At 57.5% G+C, this 18,962-nt stretch carries 17 protein-coding genes and 2 pseudogenes; 17 read left to right on the top strand and 2 right to left on the bottom strand.

The annotated features are described in order from the left end of the window. Positions 1–10: 10 nt before the first annotated feature. The 14 genes from F8N62_RS14950 to F8N62_RS14885 all read left to right on the top strand — a co-directional run bounded on the left by F8N62_RS14950 (position 11) and on the right by F8N62_RS14885 (position 14,028). Entirely contained in the window at positions 11–913 is a 903-nt protein-coding gene (locus F8N62_RS14950; RefSeq protein WP_057005053.1) for a 3-hydroxyacyl-CoA dehydrogenase, read from the top strand. After that, on the top strand, positions 910–2,085 hold the full coding sequence (locus F8N62_RS14945; RefSeq protein ID WP_057005054.1) for a thiolase family protein: 1,176 nt from the start codon (positions 910–912) through the stop codon (positions 2,083–2,085). Before F8N62_RS14950 ends, F8N62_RS14945 begins: the two co-directional genes overlap by 4 nt. Position 2,086: 1 nt before the next feature. Continuing rightward, on the top strand, positions 2,087–2,590 hold the full coding sequence (locus tag F8N62_RS14940; protein ID WP_169850674.1) for a carboxymuconolactone decarboxylase family protein: 504 nt from the start codon (positions 2,087–2,089) through the stop codon (positions 2,588–2,590). 139 nt (positions 2,591–2,729) lie between these two features. Then, on the top strand, positions 2,730–4,007 hold the full coding sequence (locus F8N62_RS14935; protein ID WP_057005055.1) for a cytochrome P450: 1,278 nt from the start codon (positions 2,730–2,732) through the stop codon (positions 4,005–4,007). 113 nt (positions 4,008–4,120) lie between these two features. Beyond that, complete coding sequence (locus F8N62_RS14930; protein WP_057005056.1) at positions 4,121–5,428, top strand: amidohydrolase family protein; 1,308 nt, start codon at positions 4,121–4,123, stop codon at positions 5,426–5,428. A 110-nt stretch (positions 5,429–5,538) separates the two neighbouring features. Continuing rightward, entirely contained in the window at positions 5,539–6,687 is a 1,149-nt protein-coding gene (locus F8N62_RS14925) for an acyl-CoA dehydrogenase family protein (RefSeq protein WP_057005057.1), read from the top strand. Further along, entirely contained in the window at positions 6,687–7,760 is a 1,074-nt protein-coding gene (locus tag F8N62_RS14920) for an acyl-CoA dehydrogenase family protein (RefSeq protein WP_057005058.1), read from the top strand. Before F8N62_RS14925 ends, F8N62_RS14920 begins: the two co-directional genes overlap by 1 nt. Then, the gene (locus tag F8N62_RS14915; RefSeq protein WP_057005059.1) at positions 7,757–8,557 is read left to right on the top strand and encodes a crotonase/enoyl-CoA hydratase family protein; all 801 of its coding nucleotides are present in this window, start codon (positions 7,757–7,759) and stop codon (positions 8,555–8,557) included. Before F8N62_RS14920 ends, F8N62_RS14915 begins: the two co-directional genes overlap by 4 nt. Before the next feature lie 42 nt (positions 8,558–8,599). Continuing rightward, a complete protein-coding gene (locus tag F8N62_RS14910) occupies positions 8,600–9,724 on the top strand; it encodes an acyl-CoA dehydrogenase family protein (RefSeq protein WP_150709210.1) in 1,125 nt (374 codons plus the stop codon). A gap of 24 nt (positions 9,725–9,748) precedes the next feature. Continuing rightward, the gene (locus F8N62_RS14905) at positions 9,749–10,300 is read left to right on the top strand and encodes a glutathione peroxidase (RefSeq protein ID WP_057005061.1); all 552 of its coding nucleotides are present in this window, start codon (positions 9,749–9,751) and stop codon (positions 10,298–10,300) included. A 4-nt stretch (positions 10,301–10,304) separates the two neighbouring features. Further along, positions 10,305–11,189, top strand: coding sequence for a pantoate--beta-alanine ligase (gene panC / locus F8N62_RS14900; protein ID WP_126588901.1), 885 nt, complete (start codon positions 10,305–10,307; stop codon positions 11,187–11,189). Next, complete coding sequence (locus tag F8N62_RS14895; protein ID WP_057005063.1) at positions 11,186–12,043, top strand: cache domain-containing protein; 858 nt, start codon at positions 11,186–11,188, stop codon at positions 12,041–12,043. The genes panC and F8N62_RS14895 overlap by 4 nt, the downstream gene beginning before the upstream one ends. Before the next feature lie 42 nt (positions 12,044–12,085). Then, positions 12,086–12,826 carry an alpha/beta fold hydrolase gene (locus tag F8N62_RS14890; RefSeq protein WP_057005064.1) on the top strand — a complete coding sequence of 247 codons (741 nt, stop codon included), beginning with the start codon at positions 12,086–12,088 and terminating at the stop codon, positions 12,824–12,826. Further along, a complete protein-coding gene (locus F8N62_RS14885; RefSeq protein ID WP_057005065.1) occupies positions 12,826–14,028 on the top strand; it encodes an MFS transporter in 1,203 nt (400 codons plus the stop codon). Before F8N62_RS14890 ends, F8N62_RS14885 begins: the two co-directional genes overlap by 1 nt. A gap of 205 nt (positions 14,029–14,233) precedes the next feature. Here F8N62_RS14885 and F8N62_RS14880 read toward each other — a convergent pair whose 3' ends face one another. Together F8N62_RS14880 and F8N62_RS14875 are read right to left on the bottom strand one after the other, a co-directional pair. Continuing rightward, a complete protein-coding gene (locus F8N62_RS14880; protein ID WP_057005066.1) occupies positions 14,234–15,688 on the bottom strand; it encodes a tyrosine-type recombinase/integrase in 1,455 nt (484 codons plus the stop codon). A 294-nt stretch (positions 15,689–15,982) separates the two neighbouring features. Beyond that, positions 15,983–16,621: pseudogene (locus F8N62_RS14875) on the bottom strand (tyrosine-type recombinase/integrase); the annotation flags it as partial. A 36-nt stretch (positions 16,622–16,657) separates the two neighbouring features. Between F8N62_RS14875 and F8N62_RS14870 the strand changes: the two are divergent. The 3 genes and pseudogenes from F8N62_RS14870 (at position 16,658) to F8N62_RS14865 (ending at position 18,942) form a co-directional block, all read left to right on the top strand. Continuing rightward, positions 16,658–17,236 (top strand): lecithin retinol acyltransferase family protein, encoded by a 579-nt coding sequence (locus tag F8N62_RS14870; RefSeq protein WP_150709211.1) that lies wholly within the window; start codon positions 16,658–16,660, stop codon positions 17,234–17,236. A 140-nt stretch (positions 17,237–17,376) separates the two neighbouring features. Beyond that, positions 17,377–17,643, top strand: a pseudogene (locus tag F8N62_RS32295) (PAS domain-containing protein); the annotation flags it as partial. 207 nt (positions 17,644–17,850) lie between these two features. Then, entirely contained in the window at positions 17,851–18,942 is a 1,092-nt protein-coding gene (locus tag F8N62_RS14865) for a methyl-accepting chemotaxis protein (protein WP_412071961.1), read from the top strand. The last annotated feature ends 20 nt before the right edge of the window (positions 18,943–18,962 follow it).

Below are 18,962 nucleotides of genomic sequence, written 5' to 3'. Positions count from 1 at the left end.
AGAGCCAAACATGAACGCCAATAAAGAAAAAGTAGTCGTCGTCGGTGCGGGTCTGATGGGCACCGGTATTGCGCATGCGTTCGCCAGCTCCGGTTTCAGTACCTTGTTGGTCGATACCAATGCCGCCTCCCTGACAAACGCCAGGGCGAGCATCGAAAAAATCCTCGCCGATGGCGTGCGCCTGGGCAAAGTCAGCGAAGAAAAAGCCCGGCAATCGTTGGCCAATCTACTGACCTGCAGCGACTTGACTGAAGCGGCGAGTGGCGCCAATTGGCTGGTTGAAACAGTCTCAGAGCAGTTGGCAGTGAAGAAGGCGGTGCTCGCGCAAGCGGCGCCACTGCTGGCACCGGACGCGATTATAGCGACCAATACGTCGGCCCTGAGCGTGACCGAAATTGCGGCGTCAGTGGAGTGTGCAGATCGCGTGATCGGCATGCACTTCTTCAATCCGGTGCACAAAATGAAACTGGTGGAGCTCGTGCGGGGGCTGGCTACCAGTGATGAGGTCGTGGCGCGCACGCGTACCTTGTGCGAGCAGATTGGCAAAACCTCGATCATCGTCAATGAGTCACCAGGATTGACCACCAGTCGCATGTCTGCGCTGTTGGGCAACGAGGCAATGTGGATGCTGCAGGAAGGCACCGCGACCGCTGAAGACATCGACACGGCTCTGCGCCTGGGCTTTAACCATCCGATGGGCCCATTGGAGCTGGGTGACCTGACTGGTTGGGATACGCGGCTGTCTGTTCTGCGTTATCTGCATCAGACCCTGGGTGAGAAATTCAGGCCGTGCCCGCTGATCATCAAAATGGTCGCTGCCGGGCGACTGGGGCGAAAGTCAGGGCAGGGGGTTTACCGCTACGAAGACGGTAAACAAGTACCAGGTTCAGGGCTCAAGGCGAGTGCGTTATGAAAGACATCGTCATAGTTGATGCGGTACGCACGCCAATCGGCAAGTTCCGCGGCAGCCTGGCCGGCGTGCGCGCCGATCACCTCGGGTCGCTGGTGCTCAGCCGGTTGCTGGAACGGGTCGATGTGTCGCCGACGTTGGTCGACGATGTGATATTTGGCAATGTCACGCAAATTGGCGAGCAGTCCGCCAACATCGCCCGTACAGCCTTGCTCGGTGCCGGTTGGCCGGTCACCGTGCCGGGCCTGACCATCGACCGTAAATGTGGGTCGGGCGAAGTGGCCGTGCATTTGGCCGTTGGCGCCATCGCGGCTGGATCCGCTGATATCGTGGTGGCAGGTGGTGCGGAAAACATGAGCCGCGTGCCCATGGGCAGTAACCGTGAAATTCACGGCGAAGCGTTTGGCTGGATGGCAGTGCAACGCTATGAACTGACCAGTCAGGGCGAGGCTGCTGAACGTATCGCCGACAAATGGGCGCTCAGTCGCGATGCGCTGGATGATTTCGCTTTTGCCAGCCATCAGCGTGCTGCCGCGGCGTCCGATGCTGGTTATTTCGATAATGAAATAGTGCCGGTTGCGGTCGAGGAGCTACGAGAGCAAGTGCTGACGGAGCCAGTTGCTGTGTTGCGCGAGGACGAAACCATTCGCCGTGATACATCGCGGGAAAAACTGTCGACGCTAAAAACCAGTTTTCGTCCGGACACCGGTCGAATCACCGCTGGCAACTCGTCACAGATCTCCGACGGAGCAGCGGCATTGCTGTTGATGAGTGCCGAAACCGCGAAAAAACTCGGGCTCAGGGCTCGAGCGCGGATTGTGGCGTTCACAACCGTCGGGTCCGATCCGACGTTAATGCTCACCGGGCCGATTGCTGCCACCCAAAAGGTGTTGAGCCAGGCCGGGCTGAACATCAACGACATCGACTTGTTCGAGGTCAATGAAGCGTTTGCCTCGGTGCCGCTAGCCTGGATGCAGGAGACCGGTGTGTCGCACGACAAGTTGAACGTCAACGGTGGCGCTATTGCCCTCGGTCATCCATTGGGCGCCAGTGGTGCACGCTTGATGACCACCTTGTTGAACGAGCTTGAGCGCCGCGGCGGGCGTTTTGGCCTGCAAGCCATTTGCTGCGCCGGCGGCATGGGCACGGCGACCATTATCGAACGGCTCGATTGAGATGGCGCGCCTACCGCTGATCCCACTGGATGCCATGCCGGCTGCGTTGCAAGACGCGGTGGAGCGGGGCCGGCGCAGTCGCATGCTCAGTTCAACGACGCCGGTGCAGGTCTGGGCTCACCGACCCAAGGTAGCCCTGGCCTGGCTGGGTTTGATGGAGAGCCTGCACAGCGACAGCCTGCTCGATGAGCGTTTACGCGAGTTGGTGCGGCTGAAAATCGCCAGCATCACCACTTGCCAGGCCTGCCAACTGGCGCGCAAGTCCGACTCAGTTACTGAAGAGGATATTGCGTGCATGGCGACGGACAGCGAGTCCTTCACGCCAGCCGAACGTGCCGCGTTGCGTTATGCCGAGTTGTTTGCCAGCGATTACCTGGAGATCGACGACACGCATTTCTTGCGACTCGGGGAGTTTTTCTCTGACGCCCAGGTGGCAGAGCTGGGGCTGTACTGCGCCCTGATGTTGGCGGGTGGCCGCATGACACTGGTGCAGCAGGCCTATTGACACGTCTCGCAGCACAAATAGTTGATCGAATTATTAATAAGTGTCCAATACCGATCTAGTCAGGCCTATTATCAGCCAGAAGGTATGGCCTTAAGCAGCTACCTGACAAAAAATAATGACAAAAATAGCGGAGACGATCATGTCCACACCGGTGCAGAACGATCTGACGAAGGCTTTCACCGACGTAGCCAGTAATTATCGCGGTACCAGCGATATCGACCTGCACGCGACTTACCGCGATATGCGCGCCAATTCGCCCGTGCTGCAAGGCAACTTCATGGCAAGTCTGGGCGTGCCGTCGATTGCCGGCCTGGATGCCAGCCGGCCAACCTTCACACTGTTCAAATACGACGATGTCATGGCGGTCATGCGTGACGCCGGCACCTTTACCAGCGGTTTTATCGCCGAGGGGCTGGGTGCGTTTTTCGATGGCTTGATCCTCACTGCAATGGACGGGGATGCTCACAAGAACATCCGTAATCTGCTGCAACCGGTATTCATGCCCGAGACGGTGAATCGCTGGAAAGAAACTAAGATCGATCGGGTGATTCGCGAGGAGTATCTCAAGCCGATGGTCCCGGCCAAGGGTGCCGATCTGATGGACTTTGCCCTGTATTTTCCGATCCGGGTGATTTACGCGTTGATCGGCTTTCCCGAGGATCGTCCCGAGCAGATCGAGCAGTACGCGGCCTGGGCGCTGGCCATCCTGGCGGGCCCGCAAGTCGATCCGGAAAAAGCCGCCGCGGCCCGCGGCGCGGCCATGCAGGCCGCTCAGGCTCTGTACGATGTGGTGAAAGTGGTGGTGTCCGAGCGTCGCGCCGAGGGCGCATCGGGCGATGACCTGATCAGCCGGCTGATCAACGCGGAGTATCAAGGACGGTCGCTGGACGATCATGAAATCGCCACCTTTGTACGCTCACTGCTCCCGGCTGCCAGCGAAACCACGACTCGCACCTTCGGTACCTTGATGTCGTTGCTGCTGCAAAATCCGGAGGTGCTGGAGCGGGTGCGTAATGACCGTAGCCTTGTAAACAAGGCCATCGACGAGGCGGTGCGCTTCGAGCCTGTGGCCACCTTCAAGGTGCGTCAGGCCGCCAAGGACCTGGAGATCCGCGGTGTAGCCATCCCCAAAGGGGCAATGGTGCAATGCATCGTGACCTCGGCCAATCGCGACGAAGATGCATTCGAAAACGCCGATAAATTCGACATCGACCGCAAGCCCAAACCTTCGTTTGGCTTCGGCTTTGGCCCACACATGTGTATCGGTCAATTCGTGGCCAAAACCGAGATCAACTGCGCACTGAATGCGATCCTCGACCTGATGCCCAACATCCGTCTCGACCCTGACAAACCCGGGCCGCAGATCGTCGGCGCACAGCTGCGCGGTCCGCACTATTTGCACGTGCTGTGGGACTGATGGAGATGCGCACTCGATTTAATATGAACAGATTCAAAAAATGTGTTTAATTAAATAGAGATGTGCACTATGATTCAGGCACAACAACAAGCCCGAATGCGAAGGGGAAAACAATGAAAGTTGAAGATCTGATTCTTGTCAGCGTCGATGACCACGCGATCGAGCCGCCGAATGCTTTTGCTCGCCACATGCCCGCCCGCTTCAAGGGTCGTGAGCCGCATGTGGTCAAAAAGGGTGATCGTGATGTGTGGGTCTTCGAGGAACAGGCCACTGGCTACATGGGCCTCAATTCCGTGGTCGGTCGACCAAAAGAGGAATACGGCATGGAGCCGCTGGGCTACGAGCAAATGCGCCGTGGCACCTGGAACATCAAGGACCGCGTCGACGACATGAACGCCAACGGCGTACTCGGTTCATTGTGCTTCCCCACCTTTCCGGGTTTTGCCGGACAGCGTTTCCAGGTACACGCTGACCGAGACGTGGCGATGGCGGCCATCCAGGCCTACAACGACTGGCATTTGCACGATTGGTGCAACGCTGCGCCAGGCCGTTTCATTCCGCTGATGATCGTGCCGTGGTGGGACATGAAAGCCGCGGCTGCCGAAGTCGAACGTCTGGCCAGACAAGGTGTGCACGCGCTTTCGCTGTCGGACAACCCGGCTATTCATGGCTACCCGTCGATCCATAGCGATTACTGGGACCCGCTGTGGAAAGCCTGCAGCGATAACAAGGTGGTGATCTGCTGCCATATCGGTACCGGCGTGAAAGCTCAACACGCTTCGGATTTGTCGCCTATCGACGCTTGGATCACCTCCATGCCGATTTCCATCGCCAACTCCGCCGCAGACTGGATCTGGGCGCCGATGTGGAAGAAATTCCCGGACCTGCGCATGGCGCTTTCCGAAGGCGGCATCGGCTGGATTCCTTATTTGCTGGAGCGTGCTGACTTCACCCACCGTCACCATAACGCGTGGACCAATTCCAACTTCGACGGGAAGATGCCCAGCGACATCTTCAACAAGCACTTCATCACCTGCTTCATTGAAGATAATTTCGGCCTGAAGAACCTCGATTATCTGAACGCCGAGATGGTTACGTGGGAAAGCGATTACCCGCACTCCGACTGCACCTGGCCGAACTCGCCGGAAACCGCTTGGGAAGGGTTGCAGCACCTGCCTAAAGAGATGATCGACAAAGTCACTCACTTGAACGCAATGCGTGAGTTTTCCTTCGATCCGTTCGCTATCCACGGTCGGGAAAACTGCACGGTCGGCGCGCTGCGGGCTCAGGCCACGCACGTCAGCACCGAGCCAGCACTGGGCTTGGGTGGTGCCGATCATGGTCGTCACGACAACAAGCCGGTCACCTCCGGCGACATCAATGCGATGTTTGCCGAGGCTGACGCGCAAACCGCGTTGTAAGTTGCCGCTGTTCCTACAGTCGCCGGCCAACGGCGACTGTGGAGCGGTTGCCGATCTGTGGTCGCTTCGTTCGAAGCGATTGCGCCTGTGTTCAGCGTTAGAGAGCGCATATGGCCATCAGTCAATTTTCCTACAGTAATATTCCTCCCGAGGCGGAAGCGCTTCGCACCGAAGTGCGGGCGTTCATTCTCGACACACTGGCCGATTACCCACCGACCTTGAGTGCACAGTCCTGGATGGGCTTCGACGCTGAATTCAGCAAGAAGCTCGGCGCGCGGGGCTGGGTGGGCATGGCCTTGCCCAAAGCCTACGGCGGTGGCGAGGCGGGTCCTTTTGCACGCTACGTGATCATTGAAGAATTGCTGGCCGCCGGTGCGCCGGTATCGGCTCACTGGATCGCCGACCGGCAAAGTGGGCCGCTGATCAATCGCTTCGGTACCGAGCAACAAAAACAGCACTTTCTTCCAGCCATTTGCCGGGGTGAAAGTTACTTCTGCATTGGCATGAGCGAGCCCAATTCCGGCTCGGACCTGGCTTCGATCAAAAGCACTGCTGTGCGTGATGGCGATAGCTGGCTCGTCAATGGCCAGAAGGTCTGGACCACCAACGCGCACCATTCGCAGTACATGATTGCCCTGGTGCGTACCGGTGAGAAACAAGCGGCCCGGCATGAGGGCATGTCGCAATTCATCGTCGACCTGAGCCTGCCCGGCATCACCATTCGCCCGATTCGCGACCTGGCCGGTGGCGAGCACTTCAACGAAGTGTTCTTCGACAATGTAAGGCTACCCGCCGACGCTTTGATCGGCACTGAAGGGAAGGGATGGGACCAGGTGACCGCCGAACTGGCCTTCGAACGCAGCGGCCCTGAACGCTTCCTCAGTTGTATGGCGTTGTTGAAAACACTGATCGACGCGGTGGGCAAGTCCCCTGACGCACTACAAGCGCGGGAGATCGGGCGACTGTCAGCCAAGCTGCTGACGCTGCGCAATATGTCGTTGTCGGTCACGGCACAGTTGGCAGCGGGTGAACATCCAGCCTGGGCGGCCTCCTGTGTGAAAGACCTTGGCAATGCTTTTGAGCAGGAAATTCCCGAAGTAGCCCAGCTGTTGCTGGAAACCGAGCCACGGCAGGACGGCGGCAGCGAGCACGCACGCGTGCTGGCCTACCTGACACAGATGGCGCCCTCATTCTCACTGCGCGGGGGCACTCGCGAAATTCTGCGCGGCATCATTGCCCGCGGCCTGGGGTTGCGATAATGCGCGAGATATTCGAAGCGACGATTGAACGCCTGTTTGCCGATCTGGCGACGCCGGCTTATGTGATGAGCTGTGAAGGCGGCGAATGGCCGGCCGAGTTATGGGCTGCGCTGGACGAGTCGGGCTTCACCCTGGCGGGTGTCACCGAAGCGCTGGGCGGCGCTGAGGCCAGTTGGGCCGATATGTATGTGCTGATCCGTGCCGCTGGGCGCTTTTCAGTACCTGCACCTTTGGGTGAAGCCCTGCTCGGCAATTGGCTGCTGAGCAGGGCTGGCCTGGAGGGCAGGGCAGGTGCCATCAGCGTGGCCGCCAACGCCGATCTGGTACTTGAGGGCGAGCGCGTTTACGGCACCGTCTACTCGGTCCCTTGGGGGCGCAACGTTGAAGCGGTCGTCGCCATCGCCAATAGCCCAACCGGCGTGGCGCATGTGGTGCTGCTGTCGCGAATCGCGGCGAGTGAACTGACGTTGAGTCTGAATGTGGCAGGCGAACCGCGCGATGATTTGGGTTTCACCAGTGCCCAGGTACTGGCACAAGCACCGTTGCCCGGCGGGCTCGACGCCAACGTCCTGGAACTGGGCGGCGCGATGCTGCGCGCGGCGCAGACCGCCGGGGCTTTGCACGCCCTACTGGACATGACCGCCAACTATGCCGGTGAACGCAAGCAGTTCGGCAAGGCAATTGGTTCTTTCCAGGCCATTCAACAACAGCTTGCAGTGTTCGCTGAGCAGGCTGCCGCCGCCGGCATCGCGGCCGAGGCGGCCTTCACGGAATCCAGTGCGGGGCTCGCGGCGCTGACCATTGCCGCGGCAAAAATCAGCACCGCAGAAGCCGCAAGCGTCGGCGCAAGCATCGCCCATTCAGTGCATGGCGCCATTGGCTTTACCGAGGAATATCCGCTGCATCTGCTCACCCGTCGGTTGTGGGCGTGGCGCAGTGAATTCGGCTCGGCCAGCCTTTGGAGTCAACGCCTGGGTACTCAGATATGCCAAGGCGGCAGCGATGGATACTGGCCCTTGCTCACCAGCCATGGCCAACAACCCTTAACCCGTCTCGCGAGTAATCCGGTATGAGCCCGTTTCTACAGATTGAGCGTGAGGGCGGCATCGTCACCGTGCGCATGAACCATCCCGACACGCGCAATGCCCTGACGACGCGCGAGCAGATCCAGGAGTTTGTCGATCTCTGCGCTGAACTGCGCCGTGACATGTCGGTACGGGTAATGGTGCTTACCGGCAATGGCAGCGCTTTCTGTGCCGGTGGCAACGTCAAGGACATGCACGAGCGCGGCGGCATTTTCGCCGGCTCGCCGTATGAACTGCGCAATACCTACCGGGACGGCATTCAGCGTATTCCCCTGGCGATTTATGAGCTGGATATCCCGGTGATCGCCGCGGTTAACGGCCCGGCGATCGGTGCGGGCCTCGATCTTGCCTGTATGTGCGATATCCGGCTGGCGGCGCCCAAGGCGATCTTTGCCGAGAGTTTCGTGCGTCTGGGCATCGTTCCGGGTGACGGCGGCGCCTGGCTGTTGCCGCGCATCATTGGTATCCCTAAAGCCAGTCTGATGGCGTTTACCGGTGACGCTATCGATGCAGCCAAGGCGCTGGAATGGGGGCTTGTCGAGCAAGTCTGCACCCACGAAACGCTGCAATCGGAAGCGCAGGCGCTCGCGCGCCGAATCGCCAGCAACCCGGGTCATGCGTTACGCCTGTGCAAGCGTCTGCTGCGCGAAGGCCAACATATGCGCCTCGATTCGCTGCTGGAATTGTCGGCGGCGTATCAGGCGTTGGCGCATCACACCGAAGACCATCATGAAGCGGTGGCGGCTTTTGTCGACAAGCGCGATCCCAATTACCAGGACCGCTGATTACCCATCGCCTAATACAAGAATCGATCTGGAGTAAGCAAAATGCGTGGCGTATTTCGAGAAGACCACAACATGTTCCGTGATCAGGCCCGCCGTTTCGTCGACCGCGAAATCGTGCCCTACCTGCATGAGTGGGAAAAAAACGGCATCGTTCCCAAGGAAGTCTGGCTCAAGGCCGGTGAGAACGGCTTGTTATGCTCCACGGTGCCTGAAGAATACGGTGGCCCCGGAGGCGACTTCGGTCACTCGGCGGTGATGATCGAAGAGCTGGCGCGGGCCAACGCTACCGCCGTGGGTTTCACCACCCACTCGGAAATCGTCACGCCTTACATCGTTGCCTATGGCAGCGAAGAGCAGAAGCAGCAATGGCTGCCACGTATGGTCAGTGGTGAGTTGATCGGCGTCATCGCCATGAGCGAGCCGGGTATCGGCAGCGACCTGCGTGCCATGCGCACTTCGGCGCGGCGTGACGGTGATGACTACATCGTCAACGGCCAGAAGACCTTTATCACCAACGGCGGCAATGCCGGACTGGTGGTCACCGCCACCAAGATTGATCCGGCGGCCAAGGAACTCACACTGATCTGCGTTGAGGAATACCGAGCCGGCTTCGCCAAGGGGCGTCTGCTGGAAAAGATTGGCCTGAAAGGGCAAGACACTGCCGAATTGTTTTTTGATGAAGTCCGGGTGCCCGTCGGCAATCGATTGGGTGAGGAGGGCATGGGATTCAAATACCTGACTCATCAATTGGCCTGGGAACGCCTGATCATCGCGATCCGTGCCGCGCAATCCATCGACACGCTGCTGGAAGAAACCATCGGCTACACCCGGGAGCGCAAGGTCTTCGGAAAACCGGTGCTCGACTTCCAGAACACCCGCTTCAAACTCGCTGAAGCCAAGGCCCAGGCCACCATGCTGCGGGTGTTCGTCGACGACTGTCTGGCCAAAGTGATGCGCGGTGAACTGACGCCGGAAATCGCGGCAATGGCCAAGCTGCTGGGCTCGGAGATGCAAGGCAAGCTGCTTGATGAGTTTCTGCAATTACATGGCGGCTACGGCTTCATGAGCGAATACAAGATCAGCCGCGCCTGGGTTGACGCCCGGGTCGCGCGCATCTATGGCGGCACCTCTGAAATCATGAAAGAAATTATCGGCCGTACCCTTTGAAGCACATTTGCATGAGGCAAACAGATGAGTAATTCCCTTTACGACATTTCGCTGAAGCAGATCGATGGAAGCGTCCGCACCCTTGGCGACTATCGGGGCAAGGTCCTGTTGGTGGTCAATGTCGCTTCAAAATGCGGGCTGACCCCGCAATACGAGGGCTTGGAAAAACTGTACCAAGACAAAAAATCCCAAGGCCTGGAAATACTGGGTTTCCCCGCCAACAACTTCAAGGAGCAAGAACCGGGTAGCGATGTGGAAATCGTTGAGTTCTGTTCAGTGAACTATGACATTCACTTTCCGTTGTTCTCGAAAATCTCGGTTGTCGGCGCGGACCAGCATCCTCTCTACGCCGAGCTGACTGCTGCACAGCCCGAGTCCACGGGTGAAGGTCCTTTCCGAGAGCGCTTGACGGGTTATGGCATCAAGTCAGACAACACAACGGACGTACTCTGGAATTTCGAAAAGTTTCTGATTGATCGGCAGGGCACGGTCGTTGCCCGTTTCGCTCCAGACATCGCGGCTGATGATCCTCGTTTGCTTGAAGCAATCGAAGCTCAATTGGTCCAAGAGGCGTGAAGCGGTGCTGACAGTCGATACGGTTAGCGCGCTTCGTGCGCTCGTGGCCCGTGCACGAGGTGAAAACAAGAAAGTCGCGCTGGTGCCGACAATGGGCAACCTGCATGACGGTCATATCGCCCTGATTCATTGCGCAAAGCAGCGAGCCGATTTTGTGGTCGCCAGCATCTTCGTCAATCCACTCCAGTTCGGGGCGAATGAGGATCTGGCCAACTATCCTCGGACCCCCGACGCCGATCGCGAAAGACTGGTCAACGCCGGGTGTGATGCGCTGTTTGCCCCTGCTGTCGAACAGATCTATCCAGATGGAATGCTCAATCAGGCCATCGTCAGTGTGCCGAACGTGTCTGAAGGTCTTTGCGCTGCGGCACGTCCTGGTCACTTTGATGGCATGGCCACTGTCGTCGTCAAGCTGCTGAACATTGTTCAGCCAGACGTGGCTGTTTTCGGGGAAAAGGACTATCAGCAGCTGGCAGTCGTCCGCTCCATGGTCAGGGATCTGAATATGGTGACTGACGTTGTCGGTGCACCGACGATCCGGGCCGCGGACGGCTTGGCATTATCGTCGCGCAACGGCTATCTGAGTGACCATGAGCGTTCGGTGGCCCCCGTCCTTTACGCTTGTTTGAAGCAAATGGAGGCGAGTATCCAGGTTGAGGGGCGGGTGACTGAGCACCTGTTGATTGAATGTCATCAACGTATAAGCGACGCCGGTTTTCAGCCGGAATACTTTGAAGTCAGGAATGCTCAGGATTTAAAACCTCTGACCAGCTCCGATACTCACTTTGTGATTCTTGTGGCGGCGCGCATCGGCAAAACGCGGCTCATTGACAATCTGACGGTGGACCTTCGGCCATCAAAAAGATCACCAGAGGAACAACACCCATGAGCCTCTATCGAGCGTTCACTGTTCTTGGCCTGTGCCTTGTCTCTCTTGTCGGCATGGCTCAACAAGCGCCAGTGGATGCCTATGGTGCCGACACCCAGCGTGCCAACGCCTTGCTGTTAAAAGCTGTCGCCGAATACAAAGCCAAGGGCGACACCGCCCTGGCTGAGTTCAGTCGCCAGGGAGCCTATGTCGATGGAGAGCTGTACATCTACGTTGTCGATACCTCCGGCGTGATGCTTGCCAGCGGAGGGCCTTCGGTTTCACTGGTCGGAAAACCGGTGGTCAGCGTTCTGGACGACGACCTCAAGGCTGCATTCCAGCAAGCGATTTCGCAGCCAGACGACGGCATCGTGCGTAGCGCCGAATACCGCTGGTGGAACTGGCAACACGGTAAGGTCGAGCGTAAGCGCGTGTTCTATCAACGTGTGAAAGATCGGGTGATCTCCGTGGGTTACTACATGCCACGGTCCAGCCCTGAACAGGCACAACAGCTGCTGCGCCAGATTTCGGCGCAAGTTGCCAGCGACGCAAAAGCCACTGTCGGGCGCATTAATCAGCACGATAAGCAGCTCACCCAGGATGATCTCTATGCCTTTGTGGTGGACCTGAAAACCAGGCGGTTCATCGCTCACGGCTTTTCGCCCCGGCTGATCGGCACCGACTTCAAGTCATTGCGCTCTACCGACGGCAAGCCGATTGGCGAGGACATACTCAAGCAGATGAACACGCATGAAGCAGGGGAGATCACTTATCAATGGCGTAACCCTATGACGGGGCAGAATGAATACAAGAGGACTTTTCTGCAGCGGGTTAATGGATACGTCGTCGCCGTGGGCTGCTATGCAATCAAGTGATCAAAACAGGGACCACCGGCGCCCGCAGCAAGGAGTGTGCGCATGACTGATTTAGTATTGCTGCATGGCGGCAACCATGGCTCGTGGTGTTGGAAGCCTTTTGTGGAGGCGTTAAACCAACAACCCGGATGTTTCAAACGAGTGATCACTCTGGATATGCCTGGGTGCGGCAAGAAGCGCGGTCGAGATGTTGCGTCCCTGCGGCTCGACGATGTGGTCAAGGAGCTTAATGACGACCTGCATGCACTCGGTGTGAACCAGGCCGTGTTGCTTGGGCATTCCATTGCGGGGGTCGTGCTGCCAATGATGGTGCTGGCTGCTCCGCAACTATATTCGCAGCTGGTTTACCTGGCCTGCGCATTGCCCAGTGAAGGCCAATCGATTCTGGAGTTACTTGGCACAACGCTGCATGGCGAAAGCCCGGAACATGTCGGCTGGCCGCTGGACCCCGCGCACACAACCCCTCAAGCGCTGGCGGTGGCCATGTTCGGTCAGGACTTGAGTGAGCAAACCATGAGTTGGTTGTTAAGCGAAGCGAGCCAGGACACGACGCCACTCTGTGTGGCGACAGACTCCATCAGTCGTGCGGGATACCTGGGAATGATTCCGGCGAGTTACATCATCACACTGCGCGACAACATCCTGCCCGTCGACTGGCAACGCCGTTTTGCGCAACGTGCTGGCGCGGGCGTGGTTATCGAGATAGATACGGCGCACGAGCCGTTCGTATCACACCCGCAGCTACTGGCGGATGTCATACGAGGTATAGAGCGGCATGAGTGATGAGCGATATCGGTGTTTCAATCCGTAGCAACGGCAAGGCAATCCGCAGCGATTGGTTGATCCTGTCCATTATCAGCTTCAACTTTATCTCGTACATATGCAGTGGCTTGCCGCTTGCGGTGTTGCCGGGCTATGTCCTCAATGACCTGGGCCTGACCTCGGTTTTCGCCGGCGTGGTTATCAGCTCGCAATACCTGGCGACGCTCCTGGCCCGCCCCTTGGCCGGTGGTGTGGCCGATCGCCTGGGTGCCAAATACGCGGTTGTGTGCGGGTTCAGTGGCTTGATGTTGAGCGGCGCCCTGACGGCGCTCGCCATTATCCTGCCCACCCAACCCTGGTTGACCCTGACGCTATTACTGCTGGGGAGGCTGGTGTTGGGGGCGTCCACGGCCATGATCTCCACGCCCTGCTGCACCTGGGCCATCGGGTTATGTGGTGCCCCGCGGGCGGCACAGGTCATGTCGTGGAACGGAATAGCGGCTTACGGCGGCACGGCTGTTGGCGCGCCACTGGGTGTGCTGCTGCGCAATTCGATGGGTATCGCCAGTGTGGGGTTGTGCACCGTGTTGCTTGGCTTGGCGTTCCTGCTTTTGGCTCTGGGCAAGCGCCCAGCGCCATTGGTTGCAGGCGCCCGTCTGGCATTTCACCGAGTCCTGTTCGCCGTCATGCCCAATGGCCTGGTCCTGGTTTGCAGCTCGGTGGGATTTGGCGGGCTTACGGCGTTCGTCGCACTGTATTTCGATAGTCTCGGCTGGGATTACGCCGCCTATTGCTTAAGTGGTTTCGGCGCAGGTTTTATCGTTGCCCGATTGTCGTCGCCAGGAATACTGCAGCGATTCAGAGGGTACAAAGTGGTGGGCGGCTGCCTGCTTGTGCAGACATTGGGCATGCTGCTGATATGGCTCGCGCCTTCGCCTGCGCTGGCCATTGCCGGCGGGGCGTTAACCGGGATAGGGGTGTCATGGGTCTATCCGGGGCTTGGGGTGGAGACTTTGGCTAGCACTCCGGCCGCGAACCGTAACTCGGCGCTCAGCGCCCTTTCATTATTCTTCGATATTGCAGTGGGGATGGCCGGTCCGGTGATGGGCCTGGTTGCGTCAGGTTTTGGTTTTGCTGCGATATTTCTCTGTGCAGCACTGATGTCGATGGGCGGGTTTCTGGTAGTGCTCTGCCTATGGCGGAAGGGGCGTATACGCGATTAGTGTTAGTTGTTTAATAGCATACCTCTGTTTCACATAACTGACGTGCAAGTAAGCTCTCCGACGATCTGTCAGCGGGAAAATAACAGAACCAGCTATACCGCTATTGGCCGATTGCTGCGTGTCATGTCGGGTCGGAATCGACCCGAACCGAGCTCTCAGCGATATATACATAACTACAAGGAGTTCAGCGTTATAAGAATTCGACTTATGACGACGGCAGAGTCTCTGCGGCTGCGTAGTCTGGAAAGGACATCATCGACTCGACCGGAGGATGCTCGTAGGTTGAGGAAAGAACGGCACTGAGCCGATCGCCCAACAGGTTCCAGGCGCTTTTCTTCTCTTCGGCATAGTCGTGATGCAGGTAATGACGCCTCACCCTAGAGCCGGCCAACACATGATTTTGGCAGCGATCGATGACGTCCAGGCTGACCCCCAAGGCCTGCATCATGGTCGCGCCGGTACGGCGCAGGTCATGCGGGGTCCAGTCACCGTTCTGGCCGTCAGCAAGCACCAGGGTATCGTCATGACGCCGTCTAGAGAGGGCCTTACGGTTTTTGAACCGAGCCTGACGATCGCCGACCTGTTTGCTCACCACTTTCACATCCACATGCCCATCATCCTGCTTGTTGGGAAAGCACCATTCAGAGTTTCCCGTCAGCGTCTTGAGTTCCTGAAAGAAATGCAGGGCAAATGGCGAGAGGAACACATGGTGGTCCTGTTTCTTGCCCCGGGTGCCTTTGACGTTTTCACTGGGGAGGAACCAGGTCTGCCGGTCAAGATCGACATTTTTCCATTCGGCCTGGAGCAACTCGCCAATCCGGCACAGCGTACCCAGGCTGATCCAGAGTGCGAGTTGGGTTTCTTTCTTTAGCGGCCGTATGCCGTCGTATTTTTGCCCGGCGGGCAGGGCGTTGTAATCGGCAGTCATTTGCTGGAAGCGGTTGTGCAGTTCCAACAGCTCAGCCGGTGAAAGGATGCGGCTTCTTTCGGCCTCGTAGTCGGCTGGGATCAGAGGGGAGATGTCGACCAGTTCCGTCGGATCGCCCTCGATCAATAAGGCCCGCCAGGGCTGACGTTTTCTGGCCCAGCTGAACATCTGAGTGAGGTCGGCGAAGAAACTGATGGCTTGCCGGTGAGCGCCGCGGTTGACCACGGCGCGGATCAGCGCCCGAACATCGTGTTCGGAGACGCTGCTCACCGCGGTCTTGCCGAGTGCCGGATAAAGGTCCTTGTTAAAGCGTCGTTGCAATTCAGCATTGCCATCTTTCCGCGCTACGCCATCCAGCAGCCACGCGCTGGCCAGATCCTGGACGGTCAGCGTTTTCACCTTCGTCGTTTTTACTTGTTCAGCCTCTACGTTAGTAGCGGCGTATGCCTGGGCCTTGGCGGTTTTCTTTTGCTCGCTGGGATTGATCTGCTCATCAATGAGCGCCCGGGCCTGGTTGCGGGCCTTGCGGATGTCCGTCAGGGATTTGCGCGGCCAGGTTCCGCAGGCGTACTCTTTGTTTTGATTGCCCCAGCGATAACGGTAGAAAAAGCTGACTGACACGCCGTCCTTGCGGACTGAGATTCGACCGGCGAGATTACCATCCTCGCGGAGGATCCGGCCGGCATCATTGACGGTCAGCGACTCAAGTTCTTTGATGGTGATTTTGGCCATGAAATGGACTCCCCCTACTTTTACCCCCACAAAAACGTCGGCTCTTGATGGACGTTCCTGGACTCTCGTAGAGCAGAACACCGCTGGAGCTCAAGTAAATACTAGCTTAGAAAAATCCAGAGTAAAATTTTGGAATCTTTCAAGAAGTATGAAAAAGGAGATGGGGTGCTAGGGGTCGAGTGTTCGAATCACTCCGTCCCGACCATTATTCCTGAGTAAAATCAGACACTTAAGCCGATCAGTCAGATCGGCTTTTTTGTGTCTGCGCAAAACCCGCGCAAAACTTGCGCAAAACTATCCGGTGATTTCGCTGATATTCAGGTCGGGTATTGCATCCGACCAGATCACCTCGTCATGTTCTTTCTGATAGTTTCGGGTCATCTCTTCGCTGGCGTGGCCGGCAATCTTCTGCCCATCCTTTCCGGCTTTCTTGTACAGGTGCAGTGACAGCGCCCTGACTTCATGGAAGCCCGGCATCTCTTCTTCCTTCCACCCCTTGTAGCATTCCGCCGCCTCTCGGGCGTCCTTGAACGCCCGAGTCAAATATCTCTCCTCAACCTTCGTCCAGTGCGCCTTGGTCTCTGCCTGCTTTTGTTTCTTGCGCTCGGGCTTACGGTGCACCAGGTACGGCGAAGCGACATTGTCACGACACCGGCTGATAACCGCCTGTAACTCTGGCGTCACGCGAAAGCGAATCCAGGCCGCGTCACTGGCCTTGGCTGTTTTCTTCTGCACGACGTAGAGGAATCCTTCCCGAACGCCGTCGAACCTCATGTCGAGGATGTCTGTGCGGCGCTGGGCAGTGATTAGTGCCAGGTCGATTGCGTTCATCAACCATTCAGGCGCCTTCTCCCGGATGGCTTTCAAGCCCTCCACGGTGTGGCGCTTGCGCTGCTTCTTCTCGATGCGATTGATGGTGCTGGCTGCCGGGTTATGCCATCATCGCTGATATTTTTCAGGGATTAAGCTATGCGCAGGGGCGATCATCTGGTCAGCGTGAGGTGCGGGTATACGCACCATGGTATCTATATTGGTGCCGGCGAGGTTCTCCATTATTCTGGTTTTGGGGACAGTGTCTCTGGGCCTATCTGCAGAGTGAGTCTTGAAAAATTCAGCGGGGGTATGCCGACCGTAGTGAAACCGCATCTATTTGCGGTGCATGACGCTGAGGAGCGCATCGCTCGCGGGTATACACGTTTAGGTGAAAACTCTTACAACCTGGTTACGAACAATTGCGAGCATTTCGTAAATTGGTGCATCGATGGGACGACCACCAGCGAGCAAGTTCGGTCTGTGCTCTCTGTGGCCGGAAGTAAGGTGGCTCATATCATTCCTGGCGGGAGTGCTGTGGTCACCGCGCTGGCTGTCGGATCGGCATTGAAAAACGGATTTGACGCGGCTTCGGAATCAGAGAAGCCGGTGGAGGCAGCTCTGAAAGTGACGGGGAAATCCGCCTTGATTGGTGCAGCTGCCGTAATTGGTGGGCCTGTAGGACTCGTGGGTGCAGTCGCTGTCTTTGCCGCCAAAAAGCTTTTTTCCAGAAAATGACGGTCGAGCGTTGGTGAAGTATGCTCGGTTGCGGCCCAGAAATGCACTATCCGACGCGCAGCTCGTCCTTATGGAAATACTCACTCATGTTTTCATCATAGTTGCCGATGCCTCTGACTTAGGGCATAGGAGCAATACAGATGAGAAACAATCAACCGGTTACTCAACGAGAGATAGCCCTAGGATCGCAACAAAAACTCATCTCAACAACGGACGCACGAGGCGTCATTACGTACTGCAATGATGCCTTCGTCGAGATCAGCGGATTCAACAAGTCGGATCTGATAGGAGCGCCTCAAAATATCGTTCGGCACCCTGATGTACCCTCCGCCATATTTGCCCACATGTGGGGTGCTCTCAAGCAAGGCAAGCCTTGGATGGGGATCGTCAAGAATCGATCCCGCAACGGTGACCATTACTGGGTCAACGCCTACGTCACTCCAATTTTCGAAGGCAGCCAACTCGTTGGTTATGAATCGGTCAGAGTTAAACCTACAGCCGAACAAATCCGCCGTGCCGAAGGCCTCTACAAGCGCCTAAGCCTAGGAAAATCAGCCGTCCCCAGCAGTGACAAATGGCAACCCGTCCTCCTGGACTGGCTGCCGCTCCTGACGATGGGGCTAGTGGGTAGCCTGGCGGGACTATTATTCAGCACTCCTGTGGCGATAACCCTAGCGGTAGGGGTATCGGTTCCTATCGGATTGATTGTCTCGCGCCGGCAAAACCAAGGGGCGCTGCATCTGCTGAAAATGGTTGACCTCACAACCTCTGACCAGTTGATCGCCAAAATGTATAGCGATGAGCGCGGTCCTCAGGCACGCCTTGAAACCGCGTTTGCGAGCCAGATATTGCGCCTCAAGACTTGCCTGACTCGGTTGCAAGACACCGCAGAGCAACTCACCGGCCTGGCCGGAAGATCTAACAGCCTTGCCTCCGATAGTTCGAGGGGACTTGAACGCCAACGAGTCGAGACTGAGCAAGTGTCAGCCGCCGTAAATCAGATGGCGGCGACCACACAAGAGGTCGCGAGCCACGTCCAGCGAACCGCTGATGCTACTCAAGAAGCCAATGTACTGACAGGACGTGGACGCGATGTAGCCCGAGACACCCGAGAAGCCATCCAGCGCCTCTCCGTCGTCGTAGGTGAGACGGGGCAGACGGTCGCGCAATTAGCCAAAGACAGCAATGAAATCGGGACGGTTGTCGACGTCATCAAAGGCATTGCCGATCAAACCAACTTGCTGGCTTTGAATGCCGCAATCGAAGCCGCACGCGCTGGAGACATGGGTCGAGGCTTCGCCGTGGTTGCGGATGAAGTACGTCAGTTGGCACAGCGCACTACTCAGTCAACCACCCAGATCCATAACCTGATCTCCAAACTGCAAATCTCGTCCAACAATGCCGTGAAGACCATGGTAATCGGACATCGTCAGGCCGAAGAAGGGGTCGCCTGGGTGCTTGAGGCAGATAAAGCATTGGTCGGTATCAGTGAAGCTGTAGCGCACATTACTGATATGACCACCCAGATTGCTGCGGCGACAGAAGAGCAAACCGCCGTCGCAGAGGAAATTAGCCGCAACATCACGACCATCGCAAATTTGGCAGATCAAACTTCTGAACAAGCGAGGAATTCGGCAGAACTGAGTAAGGAATTGACTCAAACAGCTACGACCCAGTACTCATTGGTCGAACGATTTAACCGCTAGCCAATTAACCTACTCAACAA

Source organism: Pseudomonas fluorescens, assembly GCF_902497785.1.
Lineage (GTDB): Bacteria > Pseudomonadota > Gammaproteobacteria > Pseudomonadales > Pseudomonadaceae > Aquipseudomonas > Aquipseudomonas fluorescens_BO.
Note: the sequence above shows the minus strand (reverse complement) of the source record. Positions and strands in the feature narration are given on the sequence as shown.

Excerpts from the sequence above, each read along its gene's own strand:
- F8N62_RS14950 (WP_057005053.1), top strand. The coding sequence starts at position 11 with ATGAACGCCAATAAAGAAAAAGTAGTCGTCGTCGGTGCGGGTCTGATG.
- F8N62_RS14945 (WP_057005054.1), top strand. The coding sequence starts at position 910 with ATGAAAGACATCGTCATAGTTGATGCGGTACGCACGCCAATCGGCAAG.
- F8N62_RS14940 (WP_169850674.1), top strand. The coding sequence starts at position 2,087 with ATGGCGCGCCTACCGCTGATCCCACTGGATGCCATGCCGGCTGCGTTG.
- F8N62_RS14935 (WP_057005055.1), top strand. The coding sequence starts at position 2,730 with ATGTCCACACCGGTGCAGAACGATCTGACGAAGGCTTTCACCGACGTA.
- F8N62_RS14930 (WP_057005056.1), top strand. The coding sequence starts at position 4,121 with ATGAAAGTTGAAGATCTGATTCTTGTCAGCGTCGATGACCACGCGATC.
- F8N62_RS14925 (WP_057005057.1), top strand. The coding sequence starts at position 5,539 with ATGGCCATCAGTCAATTTTCCTACAGTAATATTCCTCCCGAGGCGGAA.
- F8N62_RS14920 (WP_057005058.1), top strand. The coding sequence starts at position 6,687 with ATGCGCGAGATATTCGAAGCGACGATTGAACGCCTGTTTGCCGATCTG.
- F8N62_RS14915 (WP_057005059.1), top strand. The coding sequence starts at position 7,757 with ATGAGCCCGTTTCTACAGATTGAGCGTGAGGGCGGCATCGTCACCGTG.
- F8N62_RS14910 (WP_150709210.1), top strand. The coding sequence starts at position 8,600 with ATGCGTGGCGTATTTCGAGAAGACCACAACATGTTCCGTGATCAGGCC.
- F8N62_RS14905 (WP_057005061.1), top strand. The coding sequence starts at position 9,749 with ATGAGTAATTCCCTTTACGACATTTCGCTGAAGCAGATCGATGGAAGC.
- F8N62_RS14895 (WP_057005063.1), top strand. The coding sequence starts at position 11,186 with ATGAGCCTCTATCGAGCGTTCACTGTTCTTGGCCTGTGCCTTGTCTCT.
- F8N62_RS14890 (WP_057005064.1), top strand. The coding sequence starts at position 12,086 with ATGACTGATTTAGTATTGCTGCATGGCGGCAACCATGGCTCGTGGTGT.
- F8N62_RS14885 (WP_057005065.1), top strand. The coding sequence starts at position 12,826 with ATGAGCGATATCGGTGTTTCAATCCGTAGCAACGGCAAGGCAATCCGC.
- F8N62_RS14880 (WP_057005066.1), bottom strand. The coding sequence starts at position 15,688 with ATGGCCAAAATCACCATCAAAGAACTTGAGTCGCTGACCGTCAATGAT.
- F8N62_RS14870 (WP_150709211.1), top strand. The coding sequence starts at position 16,658 with ATGCGCAGGGGCGATCATCTGGTCAGCGTGAGGTGCGGGTATACGCAC.
- F8N62_RS14865 (WP_412071961.1), top strand. The coding sequence starts at position 17,851 with ATGGGGCTAGTGGGTAGCCTGGCGGGACTATTATTCAGCACTCCTGTG.